The organism is Pseudomonas sp. 1121_17, from assembly GCF_052850745.1.
Genome location: NZ_VXCX01000003.1, coordinates 200,970 through 221,421 on the forward strand (window position 1 = coordinate 200,970; position 20,452 = coordinate 221,421).

General features: G+C 60.8%; 19 protein-coding genes. 3 read left to right on the top strand and 16 right to left on the bottom strand.

Annotated elements, in window-relative coordinates:
- Position 1 precedes the first annotated feature (1 nt).
- The gene (locus FW789_RS08525) at positions 2–700 is read right to left on the bottom strand and encodes a hypothetical protein (protein ID WP_446431330.1); all 699 of its coding nucleotides are present in this window, start codon (positions 698–700) and stop codon (positions 2–4) included.
- 310 nt (positions 701–1,010) lie between these two features.
- Between FW789_RS08525 and mutS the strand changes: the two genes are divergently transcribed.
- Positions 1,011–3,599, top strand: a complete 2,589-nt coding sequence (mutS, locus tag FW789_RS08530; protein WP_446431331.1) for a DNA mismatch repair protein MutS — start codon at positions 1,011–1,013, stop codon at positions 3,597–3,599.
- 140 nt (positions 3,600–3,739) lie between these two features.
- Complete coding sequence (fdxA, locus tag FW789_RS08535) at positions 3,740–4,063, top strand: ferredoxin FdxA (protein ID WP_103436344.1); 324 nt, start codon at positions 3,740–3,742, stop codon at positions 4,061–4,063.
- A 497-nt stretch (positions 4,064–4,560) separates the two neighbouring features.
- On the opposite strand, the gene rpoS is transcribed toward fdxA, so the two are convergent.
- The 8 genes from rpoS to FW789_RS08575 all read right to left on the bottom strand — a co-directional run bounded on the left by rpoS (position 4,561) and on the right by FW789_RS08575 (position 11,744).
- A complete protein-coding gene (gene rpoS, locus FW789_RS08540) occupies positions 4,561–5,568 on the bottom strand; it encodes an RNA polymerase sigma factor RpoS (protein ID WP_101317301.1) in 1,008 nt (335 codons plus the stop codon).
- Positions 5,569–5,676: 108 nt separating this feature from the next.
- Positions 5,677–6,531, bottom strand: coding sequence for a peptidoglycan DD-metalloendopeptidase family protein (locus FW789_RS08545; protein ID WP_446431332.1), 855 nt, complete (start codon positions 6,529–6,531; stop codon positions 5,677–5,679).
- A gap of 201 nt (positions 6,532–6,732) precedes the next feature.
- Complete coding sequence (locus FW789_RS08550) at positions 6,733–7,371, bottom strand: protein-L-isoaspartate(D-aspartate) O-methyltransferase (protein WP_178080818.1); 639 nt, start codon at positions 7,369–7,371, stop codon at positions 6,733–6,735.
- A gap of 38 nt (positions 7,372–7,409) precedes the next feature.
- Positions 7,410–8,159 carry a 5'/3'-nucleotidase SurE gene (surE, locus tag FW789_RS08555; RefSeq protein ID WP_207072526.1) on the bottom strand — a complete coding sequence of 250 codons (750 nt, stop codon included), beginning with the start codon at positions 8,157–8,159 and terminating at the stop codon, positions 7,410–7,412.
- Complete coding sequence (gene truD / locus FW789_RS08560; protein ID WP_446431333.1) at positions 8,147–9,205, bottom strand: tRNA pseudouridine(13) synthase TruD; 1,059 nt, start codon at positions 9,203–9,205, stop codon at positions 8,147–8,149. The genes surE and truD overlap by 13 nt, the downstream gene beginning before the upstream one ends.
- Positions 9,202–9,675, bottom strand: a complete 474-nt coding sequence (gene ispF, locus FW789_RS08565; RefSeq protein WP_103436340.1) for a 2-C-methyl-D-erythritol 2,4-cyclodiphosphate synthase — start codon at positions 9,673–9,675, stop codon at positions 9,202–9,204. Before ispF ends, truD begins: the two co-directional genes overlap by 4 nt.
- A gap of 93 nt (positions 9,676–9,768) precedes the next feature.
- Positions 9,769–10,623 carry an S-formylglutathione hydrolase gene (gene fghA, locus FW789_RS08570; protein ID WP_446431334.1) on the bottom strand — a complete coding sequence of 285 codons (855 nt, stop codon included), beginning with the start codon at positions 10,621–10,623 and terminating at the stop codon, positions 9,769–9,771.
- 8 nt (positions 10,624–10,631) lie between these two features.
- The gene (locus FW789_RS08575) at positions 10,632–11,744 is read right to left on the bottom strand and encodes an S-(hydroxymethyl)glutathione dehydrogenase/class III alcohol dehydrogenase (RefSeq protein ID WP_103436338.1); all 1,113 of its coding nucleotides are present in this window, start codon (positions 11,742–11,744) and stop codon (positions 10,632–10,634) included.
- A gap of 108 nt (positions 11,745–11,852) precedes the next feature.
- Between FW789_RS08575 and FW789_RS08580 the strand changes: the two genes are divergently transcribed.
- Complete coding sequence (locus FW789_RS08580) at positions 11,853–12,749, top strand: LysR substrate-binding domain-containing protein (protein ID WP_181003837.1); 897 nt, start codon at positions 11,853–11,855, stop codon at positions 12,747–12,749.
- A gap of 4 nt (positions 12,750–12,753) precedes the next feature.
- Here FW789_RS08580 and ispD read toward each other — a convergent pair whose 3' ends face one another.
- The 7 genes from ispD to FW789_RS08615 form a co-directional block, all read right to left on the bottom strand.
- Positions 12,754–13,461: a 2-C-methyl-D-erythritol 4-phosphate cytidylyltransferase gene (gene ispD, locus FW789_RS08585; protein WP_103436336.1), complete on the bottom strand. Its 708-nt coding sequence runs from the start codon at positions 13,459–13,461 to the stop codon at positions 12,754–12,756.
- The gene (gene ftsB / locus FW789_RS08590; protein WP_101317280.1) at positions 13,458–13,739 is read right to left on the bottom strand and encodes a cell division protein FtsB; all 282 of its coding nucleotides are present in this window, start codon (positions 13,737–13,739) and stop codon (positions 13,458–13,460) included. Before ftsB ends, ispD begins: the two co-directional genes overlap by 4 nt.
- A gap of 158 nt (positions 13,740–13,897) precedes the next feature.
- The gene (eno, locus tag FW789_RS08595; RefSeq protein WP_101317278.1) at positions 13,898–15,187 is read right to left on the bottom strand and encodes a phosphopyruvate hydratase; all 1,290 of its coding nucleotides are present in this window, start codon (positions 15,185–15,187) and stop codon (positions 13,898–13,900) included.
- Positions 15,188–15,341: 154 nt separating this feature from the next.
- Complete coding sequence (gene kdsA / locus FW789_RS08600; RefSeq protein ID WP_103436335.1) at positions 15,342–16,187, bottom strand: 3-deoxy-8-phosphooctulonate synthase; 846 nt, start codon at positions 16,185–16,187, stop codon at positions 15,342–15,344.
- Positions 16,188–16,190: 3 nt separating this feature from the next.
- Complete coding sequence (locus tag FW789_RS08605; RefSeq protein ID WP_101317274.1) at positions 16,191–17,819, bottom strand: CTP synthase; 1,629 nt, start codon at positions 17,817–17,819, stop codon at positions 16,191–16,193.
- Positions 17,820–18,089: 270 nt separating this feature from the next.
- A complete protein-coding gene (tilS, locus tag FW789_RS08610) occupies positions 18,090–19,385 on the bottom strand; it encodes a tRNA lysidine(34) synthetase TilS (protein ID WP_207072523.1) in 1,296 nt (431 codons plus the stop codon).
- A gap of 56 nt (positions 19,386–19,441) precedes the next feature.
- Positions 19,442–20,389 carry an acetyl-CoA carboxylase carboxyltransferase subunit alpha gene (locus FW789_RS08615; RefSeq protein ID WP_103436333.1) on the bottom strand — a complete coding sequence of 316 codons (948 nt, stop codon included), beginning with the start codon at positions 20,387–20,389 and terminating at the stop codon, positions 19,442–19,444.
- Positions 20,390–20,452: the final 63 nt, after the last annotated feature.

Here is a 20,452-nt window from a genome sequence, read left to right on the forward strand (position 1 = left end):
TCTACACACTCCGAGCTTGTTCAATAAAACCATTAACAATGTGCTTCTGAAAATCTAGTGTATGCTGCCAGAATGCAGTTAACACAGAAACAGCGTCAAAACCCTTGGACTTCTTGAGATAGGGGTTTTTCAACTTAGCAGAGACACCAGACTCATCGTAATGATCATTTAAAGAGAAACGTATCCATTGCTTCTCTTCCAGCCAACTCACCCCTACATTATAAACACCTGGGACGCCTTCAGGCTTAGTGACCTGCATCTGCATTTTCATTAAGCCCGCTTTCGGTGAGTCAGCAATGGCATCTAACCATGGCTGCTTTGGAGCGAGAAGATCTCCAACTTTATGCCAGAGACTCACATCCTCAAAATACCAGTCATTGAAAACGTTGAAACCAATTGCGCTTACGCCCGCACCCTTAATCACAGTAAGGATCCCGAGCGCAAGATCGTGTATACGATAATCGAGAGTTTCAATGCCTGATCGTAAAATAATCTTGGTAGGTAGAATTTCGATAATGATATTACCCAGAGTAAACTTGGTCATCTCACTATATACAACGTCGACTTCTAGTGCGTCAGTGTAGTCCTCTTGGGGTATCAATCCATGCTTGACAAACCAATGCGGAGCCATCTCGCGCGGATCGAACGTTCCGATCACGACGATGCTGGACTCTCTGCGCTTGATCTCAACCTGATCCATCGTTGCTCATCCCAAGAAAACATAGTCAGCTTTTGGCAGCCTGCGTCTAGATCAGTTGCATAAATTTACCCACTGCAACTGAACGGTCAGACAAACCTCGCGTAGCCTGCGGACTCTATTAAACCGCAATGGTATCAATGGGCCATCATAGCAAGAAAAAAACCAGTTTCGCCACCGCGTTGTGGTTCTTCACCCCATGCATGTCGCCCGATGCTGGTAACCTTAGCTCATAGGTTTCAAATCGGTGCTTTCTACGTCAGAATGCCCCAAATCTGCCCCTTCCGCGGAATGAATTGCCGCTAAGCTATTGATGAATAAGCACATATCTGAAATATCCGCGCACACTCCAATGATGCAACAGTACTGGCGGCTGAAAAATCAGCACCCGGACCAGTTGATGTTCTACCGCATGGGCGATTTCTACGAGATCTTCTACGAAGACGCGAAGAAAGCCGCCAAGCTGCTGGACATCACCTTGACCGCGCGCGGTCAGTCGGCCGGCCAGTCGATCCCGATGTGCGGGATACCGTTCCATTCGGCCGAGGGCTACCTGGCCAAGCTGGTCAAGCTCGGCGAGTCGGTGGTGATCTGCGAGCAGATCGGTGATCCGGCGACCAGCAAGGGCCCGGTCGAGCGTCAGGTGGTGCGTATCATCACTCCTGGCACGGTGAGCGACGAGGCGCTGCTCGATGAGCGCCGCGACAATCTGATTGCCGCCGTGCTCGGCGATGAGCGGCTGTTCGGCCTGGCCGTGCTGGACATTACCAGCGGCAACTTCAGCGTGCAGGAAATCAAAGGCTGGGAAAATCTGCTGGCCGAGCTTGAGCGGATCAACCCGGTCGAGCTGCTGATCCCGGATGACTGGCCACGCGACCTGCCGGCCGAGAAGCGCCGCGGTTGCCGGCGCCGTGCCCCGTGGGACTTCGACCGCGATTCGGCGCGCAAGGGCCTGTGCCAGCAGTTCGCGACCAAGGACCTCAAGGGCTTTGGTTGCGACAAGCTGACCCTGGCGATCGGTGCCGCAGGCTGCCTGCTGACCTACGCCAAGGAAACCCAGCGCACCACCCTGCCGCACTTGCGCAGCCTGCGCCACGAGCGCATGGACGACACGGTGATCCTCGATGGCGCCAGTCGGCGCAATCTGGAGCTGGACATCAACCTGGCCGGTGGCCGCGACAACACTCTGCAATCGGTCATCGACCGTTGCCAGACCGCCATGGCCAGCCGCCTGCTGAGCCGTTGGCTGAACCGCCCGCTGCGCGACCAGAAGGTGCTGCAAGCGCGTCAGGAATCGATCCGCTGCCTGCTCGACGGCTATCGCTATGAAAAGCTGCAGCCGCAACTCAAAGAGATTGGCGACCTGGAGCGGATCCTGGCCCGGATCGGCCTGCGTAACGCCCGTCCGCGCGACCTGGCGCGACTGCGCGACGCCCTCGCCGCCCTGCCTGAGCTGCAAAATGCCATGGCTGACCTGGAGGCGCCGCACCTGGCCCGCTTGGCGGCAATCACCGGCACTTACCCGGAGCTGGCCAGCCTGCTCGAGCGAGCCATTATCGACAACCCGCCGGCGGTAATCCGCGACGGTGGTGTGCTCAAGACCGGCTACGACAGCGAGCTCGACGAGTTGCTGGCCATGAGCGAAAACGCCGGCCAGTTCCTGATCGACCTGGAAGTGCGGGAAAAAGCCCGCACCGGCCTGCCCAACCTCAAGGTGGGCTACAACCGGGTGCATGGTTACTTCATCGAGCTGCCCAGCAAGCAGGCCGAACAAGCGCCTGCCGACTACATCCGTCGGCAGACCCTCAAGGGCGCCGAGCGCTTCATCACGCCAGAACTGAAAGCCTTCGAAGACAAGGCGCTGTCGGCCAAGAGCCGGGCTCTGGCGCGCGAGAAGATGCTCTACGATGCGCTGCTGGAAAACTTGATCGGTCACCTCGCGCCGCTGCAGCACAGCGCCGCAGCACTGGCCGAGCTGGACGTGCTGAGCAACCTCGCCGAGCGCGCTCTGACCCTCGACCTGAACTGCCCAAGCTTTGTTGACGAGCCCTGCCTGCGTATCGAGCAAGGCCGCCACCCCGTGGTCGAGCAGGTGTTGACCACGCCGTTCGTGGCCAACGACCTGGGCCTGGACGACAGCACGCGCATGCTGATCATCACCGGCCCGAACATGGGCGGTAAATCGACCTACATGCGCCAGACCGCACTGATCGTGCTGATGGCGCACATTGGCAGTTTCGTCCCGGCGGCGCGCTGCGAGCTGTCGCTGGTCGACCGCATCTTCACCCGTATCGGCTCCAGTGATGATCTGGCCGGCGGCCGTTCGACCTTCATGGTCGAGATGAGCGAGACTGCCAACATCCTGCATAACGCGACCGACCGCAGCCTGGTGCTGATGGATGAAGTCGGCCGTGGCACCAGCACCTTCGACGGCCTGTCGCTGGCCTGGGCCGCCGCCGAGCGCCTGGCGCAACTGCGCGCCTATACCCTGTTCGCCACGCATTACTTCGAATTGACGGTACTGCCCGAGAGCCAGCCGCTGGTGGCCAACGTGCATCTGAACGCCACCGAGCACAACGAACGCATTGTCTTCCTGCACCACGTCCTGCCAGGCCCTGCCAGCCAGAGTTACGGCCTGGCGGTGGCGCAACTGGCCGGCGTACCCGGCCCGGTGATTCAACGTGCACGCGAGCACTTGAGCCGACTGGAAACTGCCAGCCTGCCTGGCGAGGCTGTAACCAGCCCAGGTAAAGTTGTGCCTGACCCGCATGTCCCGCACCAGAGCGACTTGTTTGCCAGCCTGCCGCATCCTGCCATCGACAAGTTGGGCAAGCTCGACCTGGATGGCATGACCCCGCGCCAAGCTATCGAAATGCTATATCAACTGAAGAACCTGTTATAACGGCTGCCTGCGCAAGCTGGTAGAATCCCGCGCGGTTTGCTGGTGCTGCAGGTTATTAGCCTGGCCTGCAGCCACATACCTGTGAACCGTGCTGCCCTGCAAGGAAGGGCATGCAGCCGTTGCCTGAGGAGAAAATTAGAATGACCTTCGTCGTCACCGACAACTGCATCAAGTGCAAATACACCGACTGTGTGGAAGTGTGTCCGGTGGACTGCTTCTATGAAGGCCCGAACTTCCTGGTCATTCATCCGGACGAGTGCATCGACTGCGCGCTGTGCGAGCCAGAGTGCCCGGCACAGGCGATTTTCTCGGAAGACGAAGTGCCTGCCGGCATGGAGAACTTCATCGAGTTGAACGCCGAGCTGGCGGAAATCTGGCCGAACATCACCGAGCGCAAAGATGCCATGGCCGAGGCTGAAGAGTGGGATGGCAAACCTGGCAAGATTGCTGATCTGGAACGCTGATACGCTTGGCGCATCTGGTTCGAACAAAGCGGCCCTCGGGTCGCTTTTTTTGTGCCTGGCGAGAACCGCGAGCTCAAATCGCAGGCAAAAAAAGGGGCGGTATGACCCGCCCACATTTTTTTCCGTAGTCCCTGCTTGTCCCTGTACATCATCCTGATGAATCGCGTCCTGCGATGTCCTTGGCCTTCATCCTGAAAGCCTGTGCCTGTCCGTTGGCACAGTTCAGATACTAGCGATTTCAGCGGAACAGACAACGTGGAGATTTCTCTGATTGTTACAGCGGACATATTTCCACATGCCTGATAATTCTTTATTAATCAGCTAGTTACGAATTTATCACTACTGAAAACGACAATGATTTACTTACCCATAGGCCAATTTCCTACGCTGGCCGTAAGCAATCTCGTACGTTAGCTGCAACAAGGGTGGCAACTACAACATTCTCAAGGCGAAAAAAAACGCCCCGACAAATCGGGGCGTTGTTCGACGCAGTCACGCTACTGGAACAGCGACTCGCTGGACAGACCGTTCTTCTCGAGAATCTCGCGCAGACGCTTGAGCCCCTCGACCTGAATCTGCCGAACCCGCTCACGGGTCAGGCCAATCTCCAGGCCGACATCCTCAAGAGTGCTGCTTTCGTGGCCGCGCAGGCCAAAGCGGCGTACCACCACTTCACGCTGCTTGTCGGTCAGCTCACCCAGCCACTGATCGATGCTTTGCGACAGGTCATCGTCCTGCAGCAGTTCGCATGGGTCGGTCGGGCGATCATCGGTAAGGGTATCGAGCAGGGTCTTGTCGGAGTCAGGCCCCAGGGAAACATCGACCGAAGAGACCCGCTCGTTGAGCCCAAGCATGCGTTTAACCTCGGCAACCGGCTTCTCAAGCAAGTTGGCGATTTCTTCGGGGGACGGCTCGTGATCGAGCTTTTGCGTCAGCTCACGCGCAGCGCGCAGGTAGACGTTGAGTTCCTTGACCACATGGATCGGCAGGCGAATGGTGCGCGTCTGGTTCATGATTGCGCGTTCGATGGTCTGACGAATCCACCAGGTGGCATAGGTGGAGAAGCGAAAGCCGCGCTCTGGGTCGAATTTCTCTACCGCGCGAATCAAGCCAAGGTTGCCTTCTTCGATCAAATCGAGCAGCGACAGGCCGCGATTGACGTAACGACGGGCGATTTTCACAACCAGACGCAGGTTGCTTTCGATCATGCGCTTGCGACCTGCAGGGTCGCCTTTTTGCGAAAGCCGTGCGAAATGCACTTCTTCTTCGGGAGAGAGCAACGGCGAGAAGCCGATCTCATTGAGGTACAGCTGAGTCGCATCGAGTGCCCGAGTATAGTCGATGTACTTGTGCTGTTTGAGCGATGAGGCCGATTTGGCCTTGGTCCGAACCGCAGATACAGCAGGTTCGTCTGACACCACATCCGTTTCCAAAACGATGCCGGTCTCCATCAGGAGAAGGTCATCGTCGATGTCAAACTCCGGCACTTCTTTGCTGAGAGCCATTGTTATAGTCCTTTGCTGAGTTCGAACTCAGACTCTAGCGGCACCTGATTCCGTGGCAGCGCTGGAGCCTGTCCCCTCTACATCCAAGGAACAGGCCGGGTGCAACATTCAACGACGTGGCAAGAACTGGAGCGGATCGACGGGTTTGCCCTGACGGCGGATTTCAAAATGCAGTTTCACCCGGTCAGTGCCCGTGGACCCCATTTCAGCAATAGCCTGCCCTGCCTTGACCTGCTGCCCTTCCCGTACCAAAAGCCTGCGGTTGTGACCGTAAGCACTGACGTAGGTATCGCTGTGTTTGATGATGATCAGTTCGCCGTAGCCCCTTAATCCACTCCCGGCGTATACCACTGCACCACCAGACGCAGCAAAAACAGGCTGTCCCAAATCACCGGCGATATCAATGCCTTTATTCAAACTACCGTTTGAAGCAAATTTTCCAATTAATACGCCGTTGGCGGGCCATGTCCAGCCGCCAGCCGTACGCTCTGCGGCGGGGACTGTGGTGACGGTCGTGGTGGTGCTCGATGGAGCGCTGGTTATCACCTTGCCACCACTGACGGACGGTACAGGTGTGCCCACCGGGCGCCGGGTAACGGTGGTCTTGCTCGAAGACGAAGGGCTGGAAACCACGGTGGTACTACCGGTCGAACCACTGTTGAAGCGGATCGGCTGACCAGGGCGAATGGTGTAAGGCGCCGGAATGTTGTTGCGCGCGGCCAGCTCCTTGTAGTCCCAGCCGTAGCGGAAGGCGATCGAGAACATCGTGTCGCCCGGTTTGACGATGTATTGACCAGTGGTCACGGTCGGCCGCTTGGGCGCTGCGTTGGTGCGGTCCACCACCCGGGCGCTGCTCGAGCCGGTACTGGAACAGCCCGTCAGCAGCGTGCCCATGGCCAGTGCCACCACCAGGAGCCTGAAAAACGACCGATCCTTGCGCTGCAGACTGATTGTGTGACCCACCCGCGCTCCCCTCATGGTGCCGAAAACCGACTAAACAAAATGCAATAATGTTGCAATTATAACCGAGCCCACTGAAGTGTGGGCGCGCAGGCAAAACATCAAAAGTCTTTCAGGACGTGCCCGGTTTTTTCAGCACTCGCCCGCCACATAGACAGGTCCACGCCACAGGAATTCGTTGCAGCTGCAAATATTCCCTGTGACTCAGGCCAGCGGGCCATTGAGCAGCGGCACAAAGCGTACCGTACCCATGACTCGTCGAGAGAAGCCGTGCTCTTCACGGACGATCATCAACAGCTGCTGTTGCTCGCCAGCGGGGCCAACCGGGATCACCAGGCGCCCGCCAGGCGCCAGTTGATCGAGCAGCGCTTGCGGCACCTCTGGCGCAACGGCCGTCACGATGATGCCGTTGTAAGGCGCCAGCGCCTGCCAGCCATCGCAGCCGTCACCCCAGCGGAACACGACGTTGCGCAGGTTGAGTTCGAGCAGCCGCTCCTTGGCTCGGTCCTGCAGGACCTTGATCCGCTCTACCGAGAACACTCTCTCGACCAACTGCGCCAGCACCGCCGTCTGGTATCCCGAGCCAGTGCCGATTTCCAGCACCTTGTCCAAAGGGCCGGCCTCGAGCAGCAGCTCGCTCATGTGCGCAACCATGAACGGCTGGGAAATGGTCTGGTTGTGCCCGATCGGCAGCGCCGTGTCTTCGTAGGCGCGGTGCGCCAACGCTTCATCGACGAACAGATGGCGCGGCGTACGGCGGATCACGTCAAGCACCTTGGGGTTGGATACGCCCTCTTCGGTCAGACGCTGGATCAGCCGTTCGCGGGTACGTTGCGAGGTCATGCCAATTCCGCGGCGTTGCAGATCGTCCTGTTCGCGCATCAGAGCACGCCCTCCAGCCAGCCGCTGAGCTGGTCGAAAGCATCGTTGAAGGTGCGGTCGAGCTGAAGCGGGGTGATCGACACATAGCCCTGCATCACGGCATGGAAGTCGGTACCCGGGCCGCCATCCTCGGCGTCCCCGGCCACGGCGATCCAGTAGCCTTCCTTGCCGCGCGGGTTGACCATCTTGGTGGGCGCCGCCGCACGTGCACGATGGCCGAGCCGGGTGACCTGAATACCGCGGATATGCTCCAGCGGCAGGTTGGGGATATTGATGTTGAGCACGGTGCGCGGCGGCAACTGCAGGCGCGACTGCGCCTCGACCAGGCGCCGGGCAATATGGGCGGCAGCGGGCAGGTTGTCGGGCTGGCGCGACACCAGCGAGAACGCCAGCGAGGTGCCACCTAGAAAACGCCCTTCCAGCGCAGCGGCGACGGTGCCGGAATACAGCACGTCATCGCCCAGATTGGCGCCCAGGTTGATCCCCGAGACGACCATCTCCGGCGTTTGCGGCAACAGCCCGTTGAGCCCCAGGTGGACACAATCGGTGGGCGTGCCATTGAGGCTGATGAAGCCATTGGCCAGAACCTGCGGATGCAGTGGCCGGTCCAGCGTCAGCGAACTGCCGGCGCCACTCTTGTCTTGGTCCGGGGCGATCACCGCGCACTCGGCATAGTCCGCCAGCGCTGCATGCAGCGCGGCGAGGCCCGGGGCTGTAACACCGTCGTCGTTGGAAATCAGAATACGCATGGGCTGTCCGTCTGCCCTACCGGCACCAGATCGACTAGCTCGCGCACCACGACGGTGGCGAAGCATCCGGCCGGCAGGACGAATTCCAGTTGCAGGATATCAGGCTCGGGATAATGCCACGTCAGGCCGCCAATAGGGAGCCGCAGGATGCGCCGTTCGTGACTCATGCCCGCCCGCGCCAGCCAATGTCCCAATGCAGCATGTTGTGCACCGACAGTGGACTCCAGTTCGGCGGTGGCGCCGGTGGTTGGCGTAGGCCCCTCCCCCCACAGCGGACCGGTCGGGTGCAGGTCGAGAATGGCCAGGCGCGGGTCGGTGCACTCGGCCTCGCCTGCCGGGAAGAAGCTGCGGCTGTCGGTGAACGCCAGCAGGTCGCCGATCTGGGCACGCTGCCAGCTGCCGTCGGCGACCCGCGCTGCCAACACCCTATTGAACACGTAGCTGCGCCCGGCCGAGAGCAGCCGCGAACGCACATTACGCTGCTCGGGCAGGGCGGCACGCTCGGCCCAGCTCTGCGCATCCTGGACATTGCCGCCGCCATGGCCGAAGCGCTGGCTACCGAAGTAGTTGGGCACGCCCTGGGCCTTGAGCTGCTGCAAGCGCGCATCCAGCGCGGCATGGTCAGCCGTCAGCGCTGTCAGGCGCAGAGTGAAACCGTTGGCCGAATGCGCGCCGCGCTGCAGTTTGCGCAGGTGCCGGTCGCGCTTGAGGATGCGCAGGGTGTCGTCTTCGGCGCGACTCAGGTCAGGGTCGGCCTTGCCCGGCAGGTGCAGGCTGAACCACTGACGGGTCAACGCCTGACGGTCCTTGAGGCCGGCATAGCTGATCGCGCGCAGCGGCACACCGGCGGCGCGGGCCAAGCGGCGGGCGGCTTCTTCGGTGTTGAGGTCGCGCTTCTCGACCCACAGCCAGAGGTGTTCACCCTGCCCGGTCAGCGGAATGTCGAGCACTTCATCGACCTGGAAGTCGTCCGCGACTGCCTTGAGCACAGCACTGCCCAGCGCTTCACCCGAAGCGCGTGGCCCGAGCAGTTCCAATTCGGTCATAGCGCCAGCAGCAGGGCTACCGCATGCACGGCGATCCCTTCCTCACGGCCAGTGAAACCGAGCTTCTCGGTGGTGGTAGCCTTGACGTTGACCTGGTCGAGCTCGACTTGCAGGTCGGCGGCGATCAACTGGCGCATGGTTTCGATATGCGGGGCCATTTTCGGCGCCTGGGCAACAATGGTGGCGTCGACGTTGCCGACCTTCCAGCCTTTGGCATGGACCACTGCCAGCACGTGGCGCAACAGCACGCGGCTGTCGGCGCCCTTGAACTGCGGGTCGGTATCCGGAAAGTGCTTGCCGATGTCACCCAGCGCAGCGGCGCCGAGCAAGGCGTCGCTCAGTGCATGCAGCACTACGTCGCCATCGGAATGGGCCAGCAGGCCGTATTTGTGAGGAATCTGCACCCCACCCAAGGTAATGAAATCACCGTCGGTAAACCGGTGCACATCGTAGCCATGGCCAATACGCATAGAAAAACGCCCTGATAAAGTCAGGGCGGGATTCTACCTGCTTTGCACAGGCTTGGGCGCAGTTGTTGGGCCGCAGTGCGGCCCTGACCACAGTTACAGGCGGCCCAGCGCAGCGGCGTGGTGGCGCAGGTGGTCATCGATGAAGCTGGCAATGAAAAAGTAGCTGTGATCGTAGCCAGGCTGCAGGCGCAAGGTCAGCGTATGGCCAGCCTTGCGTGCGGCCTGCTCGAGCGCCTCGGGTTTGAGCTGGGTGGCGAGGAAATCATCCCGATCACCCTGCTCGATCAGCAACGGCGGGCATTGCCCGGCCGGGGTTTCGGCCAACAGCACGCTGGCATCCCACTCGCGCCAGCGGGCGCGGTCTTCGCCCAGATAACGGGAGAACGCCTTCTCGCCCCACGGGCAGTCCATCGGGTTGCAGATCGGCGAAAACGCCGACACCGACTGATAGCGGCCAGGGTTGCGCAAGGCGCACACCAGCGCACCGTGGCCGCCCATGGAGTGGCCGCTGATGCTGCGTTGACCCGACGCAGGGAAGTGCGCCTCGACCAGCGCGGGCAGCTCCTCGACTACGTAATCATGCATGCGGTAATGCTGCGCCCAGGGCTGCTGAGTGGCATTCAGGTAGAAACCTGCGCCGAGGCCGAAATCCCATGCGCCGTCCGGATCAGCCGGCACCTGCTCGCCCCGCGGGCTGGTGTCGGGTGCAACGATGATCAGCCCCAGCTCGGCAGCCAGGCGTTGGGCGCCAGCTTTTTGCATGAAGTTCTCGTCGTTGCAGGTCAGGCCGCTCAGCCAGTACAGCACCGGCAGCTTGGCACCCTGTTCGGCCTGCGGCGGCAGGTAAACGGCAAATACCATGTCGCAGCCGAGCACCTTGGACTGATGCCGGTAACGCTTGTGCCAGCCGCCGAAGCTTTTCTGGCAGGAGATGTTTTCCAGGCTCATGGCTGACCTCAGAAGTGGATCACGCTGCGGATGCTTTTACCTTCGTGCATCAGGTCGAAGGCTTTGTTGATGTCTTCCAGGCCCATGGTGTGGGTGATGAAGGTATCCAGCGGGATCTCGCCCTGCTGCGACATTTCGACGTAGCTTGGCAGTTCGCTGCGACCACGCACGCCACCGAACGCCGAACCGCGCCAGACGCGCCCGGTCACCAGTTGGAACGGACGGGTGGCGATTTCCTGGCCGGCACCGGCCACGCCGATGATCACCGACTCGCCCCAGCCCTTGTGGCAGCATTCCAGCGCCGCTCGCATCAGTTGCACGTTGCCGACGCACTCGAACGAGTAATCCACACCGCCATCGGTGAGGTCGACGATGACTTCCTGGATAGGCCGGTCATAGTCCTTCGGATTGATGCAGTCGGTGGCACCCAACTGGCGGGCGATCTCGAATTTGCTCGGATTGATATCGACGGCGATGATGCGCCCGGCCTTGGCCTTGGCCGCACCGATGATCGCCGACAGGCCGATACCGCCCAGGCCGAAGATGGCCACGGTGTCGCCTTCTTTGACCTTGGCGGTATTGAGCACGGCGCCGATGCCGGTGGTCACGCCACAGCCGAGCAGGCAGACTTTTTCCAATGGCGCTTCTTTCTGGATCTTGGCCACGGATATTTCCGGCAACACGGTGTACTCGGAGAACGTCGAGGTGCCCATGTAGTGGAACAGTTGCTGGCCCTTGTAGGAGAAGCGCGTAGTGCCATCAGGCATCAGGCCTTTACCCTGGGTCGCACGGATTGCCTGGCACAGGTTGGTCTTGCCAGAACGGCAGAACTTGCACTGGCCACACTCGGGGGTGTACAGCGGGATCACATGATCGCCTACGGCAACCGAGGTCACGCCCTCGCCTACTGCCTCGACAATACCGCCACCTTCATGGCCGAGAATCGACGGGAAGATGCCTTCCGGATCAGCGCCCGACAGGGTGTAGGCGTCGGTATGGCAGACACCGCTGGCAACGATGCGCACCAGCACTTCACCGGCCTTGGGCATGGCGACATCGACTTCAACGATTTCCAGCGGTTTGTTGGCCTCGAAGGCTACGGCAGCACGGGACTTGATCATCAGGGATCTCCAGCGAGTGGTGGGCAATCCATCCAGTGTAATTCAGCGCACTTTGATTAATAATCCTGACCAAGACAAAACATTATTGCCATATAGGGATAATCGATGATCAATCGCTGGGAAGGCATCGATGAATTCGTGGCCGTGGCCGAGCTTGGCCAATTCACCGCCGCGGCGGAGCGCCTGGGCGTATCGTCCTCGCATGTCAGCCGCCAAATCGCTCGCCTCGAAGAACGCTTGCAGACCCGCTTGCTCTACCGCAGCACCCGCCGGGTAACCTTGAGCGAGGCCGGGCAGACTTTCCTGCAGCACTGCCAGCGCTTGCAGGATGGCCACGAGGAGGCGCTGCGGGCGATGGGCGACCTTGCCAGCGAGCCCAAGGGGCTGCTGCGCATGACCTGCGCGGTGGCCTATGGCGAGCGTTTCATCGTGCCACTGGTGACGCGCTTCATGACCCAGTACCCGCAGCTGCGGGTCGAGGTCGAGTTGAGCAATCGCACCCTGGACCTGCTCCACGAGGGCATGGACCTGGCGATCCGCCTGGGCCGCCTGCAGGACTCACGGCTGATCGCCACGCGCCTGGCACCACGACAGATGTACCTGTGCGCCTCGCCGGCTTATCTGGAGCGTTATGGTCGGCCGCACAGTCTGTCGGAGCTTGCCCGGCACAACTGCCTGATTGGCAGCAGTGATGTCTGGGCGTTGAAACAGGAAGGTCGTGAACTGAGCCAGCGGGTGCAGGGCAACTGGCGCTGCAACAGTGGTCAGGCAGTACTGGATGCCGCACTGCAAGGGATTGGATTGTGTCAGTTGCCGGACTATTACGTGCAGGAGCACTTGCGTAGCGGCGCACTGGTATCGCTGCTCGAAACGCATCAGCCGCCCAATACCGCGGTGTGGGCGCTGTATCCGCAACAACGGCATCTCTCGCCCAAGGTCAGAAGGCTGGTGGATTACTTGAAGGCGGAGCTTGGACAGTTGCCGGAATACGCAGGCAGTGCCTGAGGTGTCAGCCGCGTGCTGACCAACGCTGGCGTAGCCACTCCAGATCTTCGGGGCGGGTAACCTTGATGTTGTCGCTGCGCCCTTCCACCAGGCGCGGGGCCAATCCCGACCACTCCATCGCCGACGCCTCGTCGGTCACCGTCACATCGGACACCAGGCATTCGGCCAGTGCCCGGTGCAGGGCACCGAGGCGGAACATCTGCGGCGTGAAGGCTTGCCAGATGGTGCTGCGGTCAACCGTGGCGCTGACCCGGCCATTGCTGTCGGCTCGCTTGAGGGTGTCGCGGGCCGGCACTGCAAGCAAGCCGCCCACCGCATCGTCAGCCAGTTCCGCCAGCAACCGGTCGAGGTCACTGCGAGCCAGGTTCGGCCGTGCGGCGTCGTGTACCAGCACCCAGTCGCCATCTGCCGCGCCTTGAGCGTGCAGCAGCAACAAGGCATTGAGCACTGAGTCGGCCCGCTCGCGCCCGCCGGCAGCACGCTGGATACGCGCATCGTTGGCGCAGGCCAGGCCTGGCCAGTACGGATCGTCGGCAGCAATGCTGACCACCACCCCTTTGAGCGTGGGATGGCCTAGAAAACAGTCGAGGCTATGCTCGATAATCGTCCGCCCGCCCAACTGCAGGTATTGCTTGGGACGGTCGGCAGCCATGCGCGCACCGACCCCGGCAGCGGGGATCACGGCCCAGAAGGCCGGAAGTGGCGCGGTCATTTCTGTGGCAACTGGAAGAGGGTTTCGCCCTCTTTGACCATGCCCAATTCGTGACGGGCCCGTTCCTCGACGGTCTCCATACCTTTCTTCAACTCCATGACTTCTGCGTCGAGCACACGATTACGCTCCAGCAGCCGTTCGTTTTCGGCGTGCTGTTCGTCGATCTGCTGCTTGAGCTCGGTCACTTGCGCCAGGCTGCCACTGCCCACCCAAAGGCGGTACTGCAGGCCACCCAGCAACAGGAGCAAGATGAGAAACAACCAATAAGGACTGCGCATCAAAGTATCCAGGATTAAAAGGCCGCCGCTGCGGGGCTTCCGATAGCACGAAGCCTGGCCGAGGCCAGGCTTCGTTGACAGAAACCCGTAGGAGGTGTCTGAAAGCTCAGTAAGAACGCTCAGACAGCCTCGGCAGCTGCCTTTTTACCATCTCTTGCTTAGCCGCGAAACTCGTCGCGACCACGGTACACCGCCTTGGCGCCCAGTTGCTCTTCGATGCGCAGCAGCTGGTTGTACTTGGAGACGCGGTCGGAACGGCACAGCGAGCCAGTCTTGATCTGGCCAGCGGCAGTGCCGACAGCCAGGTCAGCGATGGTCGAGTCTTCGGTTTCGCCGGAGCGATGCGAAATCACTGCGGTGTAGCCGGCAGCCTTGGCCATCTGGATGGCTTCGAGGGTTTCGGTCAGCGAGCCGATCTGGTTGAACTTGATCAGGATCGAGTTACCGATGCTCTTGTCGATGCCTTCCTTGAGGATCTTGGTGTTGGTGACGAAAAGGTCGTCGCCAACCAGCTGGATCTTCTCGCCGATCTTGTCGGTGAGGATCTTCCAGCCAGCCCAGTCGGACTCGTCCAGACCGTCTTCGATGGAGATGATCGGGAAGCGCTCGGTCAGGCCTTTGAGGTACTCGGCAAAGCCTTCGGAGTCGAACGACTTGCCTTCACCGGACAAGTTGTACTTGCCGTCTTCGTAGAATTCGCTGGCAGCGCAGTCCAGGGCCAGGGTGACATCGGTGCCCAGCTTGTAGCCAGCGTTGGCAACGGCTTCGGCGATGGCTGCCAGAGCGTCTTCGTTGGAGGCCAGGTTTGGTGCGAAACCACCTTCGTCACCGACCGCGGTGTTCAGGCCACGGGCCTTGAGCACTGCTTTGAGGTGATGGAAGATTTCGGTGCCCATGCGCAGGCCGTCGGAGAAAGTCTTGGCGCCAACCGGCTGGACCATGAACTCTTGAATGTCGACGTTGTTGTCGGCGTGCTCGCCGCCGTTGATGATGTTCATCATCGGTACCGGCATGGAGTACTGGCCTGGAGTGCCATTGAGGTTGGCAATGTGCGCGTACAGCGGCAGGTCCTGGTCCTGTGCGGCGGCTTTGGCAGCTGCCAGCGACACGGCGAGGATAGCGTTGGCGCCCAGCTTGGCCTTGTTCTCGGTGCCGTCCAGTTCGATCATGGCGCGGTCGAGGGCTTTCTGGTCAACCGGGTCCTTGCCCAGCAGCAGGTCGCGGATCGGGCCGTTGATGTTGGCAACGGCTTTGAGTACGCCCTTGCCCATGTAACGGCTCTTGTCGCCATCACGCAGCTCCAGCGCTTCGCGCGAGCCGGTGGAAGCACCGGACGGCGCGCAAGCGCTGCCGATGATGCCGTTGTCGAGCAGTACATCGGCTTCCACGGTGGGGTTGCCACGCGAATCGAGAACTTCACGACCTTTGATGTCGACGATCTTTGCCATTGTTGTAAGCACTCCAGAATTGACGAAAACAACGCAGCTTAGGGAATTCGAGCCTTTCACCAGGCGAACATGCAGAGGGCAGACCTGGCGAAGGGGAGCCCCTGACCCGAGGGTCAGGGGTAGAACGGGCGGTACTTTACCCGAGAAATGAGTGTTACGCGGTTTCTACCGTCGGAAAACTTTTCACCAGGTCGTCCAATTGCTTGAGCTGGGCCAGGAATGGCTCCAGTTTGTCCAGGCGCAGGGCGCATGGACCATCGCATTTGGCATTGTCCGGGTCCGGGTGCGCTTCCAGGAACAACCCGGCCAGACCCTGGCTCATGCCAGCCTTGGCCAGGTCGGTGACCTGGGCACGGCGGCCGCCGGCGGAATCGGAACGACCGCCCGGCATCTGCAGGGCATGGGTCACGTCGAAAAACACCGGGTACTCGAACTGCTTCATCAGGCCAAAGCCGAGCATGTCCACAACCAGGTTGTTGTAGCCGAAGCTCGAGCCACGTTCGCACAGGATCAACTGATCGTTACCCGCCTCGACGCACTTGGCCAGGATGTGTTTCATCTCCTGAGGTGCAAGGAACTGGGCTTTCTTGATGTTGATCACTGCGCCGGTCTTGGCCATCGCCACGACCAGATCGGTCTGACGCGAGAGGAAGGCCGGCAACTGGATGATGTCGCAGACTTCGGCAACCGGTGCAGCCTGATACGGCTCGTGCACGTCGGTGATGACCGGCACGTTGAAGGTCTGTTTGATCTCTTCAAAGATCTTCAGCCCTGCTTCCATGCCCGGGCCGCGGTAGGAGCTGACCGAAGAGCGGTTGGCCTTGTCGAAACTGGCCTTGAACACGTAAGGGATACCGAGCTTTTCGGTAACCCGCACGTACTCTTCGCAAACCTTCATGGCAAGATCGCGCGATTCCAGCACGTTCATGCCACCGAACAGAACGAACGGCTTGTCGTTGGCGATCTCGATGTTACCGACGCGAATGATCTTCTGGGTCATGGATCAGGCCTTGTTCTTCTGGACCAGTGCCGCCTTGACGAAGCCGCTGAACAGCGGATGACCGTCACGCGGGGTGGAAGTGAACTCGGGGTGGAACTGGCAAGCAACGAACCACGGATGGTCCTTCGACTCGACCACTTCGACCAACGCGCCGTCACCGGAACGCCCGGAAATCTGCAGGCCAGCTTCAATCATCTGCGGCAGCAGGTTGTTGTTGACCTCGTAGCGGTGGCGGTGACGCTCGACGATCACGTCCTTGCCATAGCAATCGTGGACCTTGGAGTTGCCGATCAGCTGGCATTCCTGGGCGCCCAGACGCATGGTGCCGCCCAGATCGGAGGCTTCGGTACGGGTTTCGACGGAACCGGTGTTATCGGCCCACTCTGTGATCAGACCCACCACCGGGTGCTCGCTGTTGCGGTCGAACTCGGTGGAGTTGGCGTCAGCCCAGCCCATTACGTTACGGGCGAACTCGATCACGGCAACCTGCATGCCCAGGCAAATACCCAGGTACGGCACCTTGTTCTCGCGAGCGAACTGGACCGCCTTGATCTTGCCTTCGACACCGCGCAGACCGAAGCCGCCCGGGACCAGAATGGCATCAGCACCTTCGAGCAGGCTGGTGCCCTGGTTCTCGATGTCTTCGGAGTCGATGTAACGCAGGTTGACCTTGGTGCGATTCTGGATACCGGCGTGGCTCATCGCTTCGATCAGCGACTTGTACGCATCCAGCAACTCCATGTACTTGCCGACCATGGCGATGGTGACTTCATGCTCAGGGTTGAGCTTGGCGTCGACCACCTTGTCCCACTCGGACAGGTCAGCGCTGTCGCACTGCAGGCCAAAGCGCTCGGTAACGAAGTCGTCCAGACCCTGTGCATGCAGGATGCCCGGGATCTTGTAGATGGTGTCGGCGTCTTCCAGCGCGATCACCGCACGTTCTTCAACGTTGGTGAACTGGGCGATCTTGCGGCGCGACGAGTTGTCGATCGGGTGATCGGAGCGGCACACCAGCACGTCAGGCTGCAGGCCGATCGAGCGCAGTTCCTTGACCGAGTGCTGGGTTGGCTTGGTCTTGGTCTCGCCAGCGGTGGCGATGTACGGCACCAGCGTCAGGTGCATCAGCATCGCGCGCTTGGCGCCGACTTCGAAGCGCAACTGGCGGATCGCCTCGAGGAACGGCTGCGACTCGATGTCGCCGACCGTGCCGCCGATTTCGACCAGGGCCACGTCAGCGTCGCCAGCCCCTTTGATGATGCGGCGCTTGATTTCGTCGGTGATGTGCGGGATGACCTGAATGGTCGCGCCCAGGTAATCACCACGGCGCTCTTTGCGCAGCACGTGCTCGTAGACACGGCCAGTGGTGAAGTTGTTGTTCTGGGTCATTGTGGTGCGGATGAACCGCTCATAATGGCCCAGATCAAGGTCGGTTTCGGCGCCGTCATGGGTGACGAACACCTCACCATGCTGGAACGGGCTCATGGTGCCTGGATCGACGTTGATGTACGGATCCAGTTTGAGCATGGTGACCTTAAGCCCCCGCGCTTCCAGGATGGCCGCCAGGGAAGCCGAGGCAATGCCTTTCCCCAATGAAGAAACAACACCGCCCGTGACGAATATGTAGCGCGTCATGAAAAACCCTAGAAGTCTGCGTTAAAGCGGCTAGCGCCGCCGGAGAAAGCGAAGGAAGGCCGAAGCCCCCGATCACCTGCGTCAATCACAGTGCATCTCGAAAAACTGCCGCGTCTGTACAGACCAGGTGCATACCCGGCATGGAGCTCGCTCGTCATTTTAGGAAATCAGCCCAGCAAAAAACTGCTTGGTAATCGGCAACTGCTGTGTTTTCGATGAAGCCACAGAAGTTGTATCAAGAAGGGAGGGTAGTCTACCGGAATCTAATCCTCAGCTCAAACCTTGCGCGTTGCTCGGCATCTGCCACTCCAAGGTACAGTCGCCCTGGGCCAGTTGCGGCAGGGTGGCCACCGCCAGCAGGCGCTCGCCCTGCCACAGCAGCGGCAGCCTTGGTCGAATGAAGTGTGGCACCTGATGTTCGTTGAGCAAGCGCTTGAGGTCGCGGTGGCCGCGGCCGGGCAGCGCCAGCCGTTCACCGCCCTGTCGATAGGCAATCCGCAGCGCTGCCTGCGGCAACGTACCGCACAGGCATACGCGGCCGTTGCCCGGCAACTCTAGCGGCCGGCCATGATCCGGCCAGGCATGCTCGCCTGAAGGGGCGGCCAGCCAATCGCCGCTGAGCCACCAGATGCGGCCGTGGCTGCGTTGCAACTGGCCGTCGGCCAGGCGCCAGATGGGTTGCGCGTCATCGGCGGCGTCGCGTAACGCTTCCCAACCGACCCAATGGCGGCTATCCGGCAACCGCGTGCGAGTGCTTAACCAGTACTGCAAAGCATTGCGCTGACGGGCGGGCGAGAGTGCCTTGAGCGCTTCCAGAGCGAGTGAGTCCAGCCCGGCCCATTGGCTTGGAGCGCCCTGCCCTGCCAGCGCCAGGTCGTCAGCGGCCAGCTCGTTGAGCAGGCTCAGCGCTTCGCCCAGATGATCGGCACTGCGCGCCAGGCTTTGGCTGGCTTGCGGCCAGCGCTGGTGCAGCAGCGGCAAAACCTCGCCGCGCAGAAAATTACGGGCGTAGTGGGTGTCGGCATTGCTCGGGTCTTCTATCCAGCGCAGTTGGGACTGCTCGGCATAGCTGTGCAATTGTTGCCGCGACAGGGCCAGCAATGGCCTGACCAGCTGCCCCTGGCCAAGCGGCCTGGCTGCTGGCATTGCCGCCAGGCCACGCAAGCCGGCGCCGCGCAATAGCCTGAACAGAAGGGTTTCAGCCTGATCGTCGCGGTGCTGTCCGGTGAACAGGACCTCACCGGGGCGCAGAATGTCGGCAAAGGCGTGATAGCGAGCATTACGCGCGGCTTGCTCGAGGCTGGCGCCGGGCGCGACCGTGACGTGGATGACCTGCAGTTCGATGGCGAGCTTGTCGCACAGGGATTGGCAATGGGCTGGCCAGCTGTCGGCGGCGGCTTGCAGGCCGTGGTGGATGTGGATGGCACGCAGGGGGGGCGTGTGGTGGTGGCGGGTGTAGTCAGCGAGAAGGTGCAGGAGGACGCTGGAGTCGAGGCCGCCGGAGAGGGCGACATACCACACGGGAGCGTGCTGCCAGGGGGAAAGGCTGTGGGTGAGGTCGATCATGTATGCCTCACTGAGAAGCTGGGGTCGCTGCGCGACCCCGACGGCATCAACTCAGATCAGAGACCGTAGCTCATCAGGCGGTCATAACGACGCTTGAGCAGTGTGTCATGGTCCAGTCCACTGAGCATATCCAGCTGCTGAATCAGCTCGCCACGAATGGTTTGCGAAACCTTGACTGGATCACGATGGGCGCCGCCCAGCGGCTCCTCGATCACTTTGTCGACGATATTCAGGCTCTTCAGGCGCTCGGCAGTGATGCCCATCGCTTCGGCTGCATCGGCAGCCTTGTCGGCGGTTTTCCACAGGATCGAAGCACAACCTTCCGGCGAGATCACCGCATAGGTCGAGTACTGCAGCATGTTCAACTGGTCACAGACACCAATGGCCAGCGCGCCGCCCGAACCACCTTCGCCAATCACGGTGGCGATGATCGGGGTTTTCAGCCGCGCCATGACACGCAGGTTCCAGGCAATAGCCTCGCTCTGGTTGCGCTCTTCGGCGTCGATGCCTGGGTAGGCACCCGGGGTATCGATGAAGGTCAGGATCGGCATCTTGAAGCGCTCGGCCATTTCCATCAGACGGCAGGCCTTGCGGTAGCCTTCCGGACGCGGCATGCCGAAGTTGCGACGCACCTTCTCGCGCACTTCGCGGCCTTTCTGGTGACCGATGACCATCACTGGCTTGCCGTCCAGACGCGCAGTACCGCCAACAATGGCGGCGTCGTCGGAGAAGTGGCGGTCGCCGTGCAGCTCTTCGAACTCGGTGAAGATGTGCTGCAGGTAGTCCAATGTGTACGGCCGGCGCGGGTGACGTGCCAGACGCGCGATCTGCCAGCTGGTCAGATTGCTGAAGATGCTTTCGGTGAGGGTGCTGCTCTTGTCTTGCAGACGGGCAATCTCATCGCTGATGTTCAGCGAGTTGTCATTGCCAACCAGACGCAGCTCTTCAATCTTGGCTTGCAGGTCGGCAATCGGCTGTTCGAAATCGAGGAAATTCGGGTTCATAGGCATCCGTCTTGGGTCTACGGCCAGGCGGCCGGCCGGTTGATCCGTTTGGCGCCCTACCTT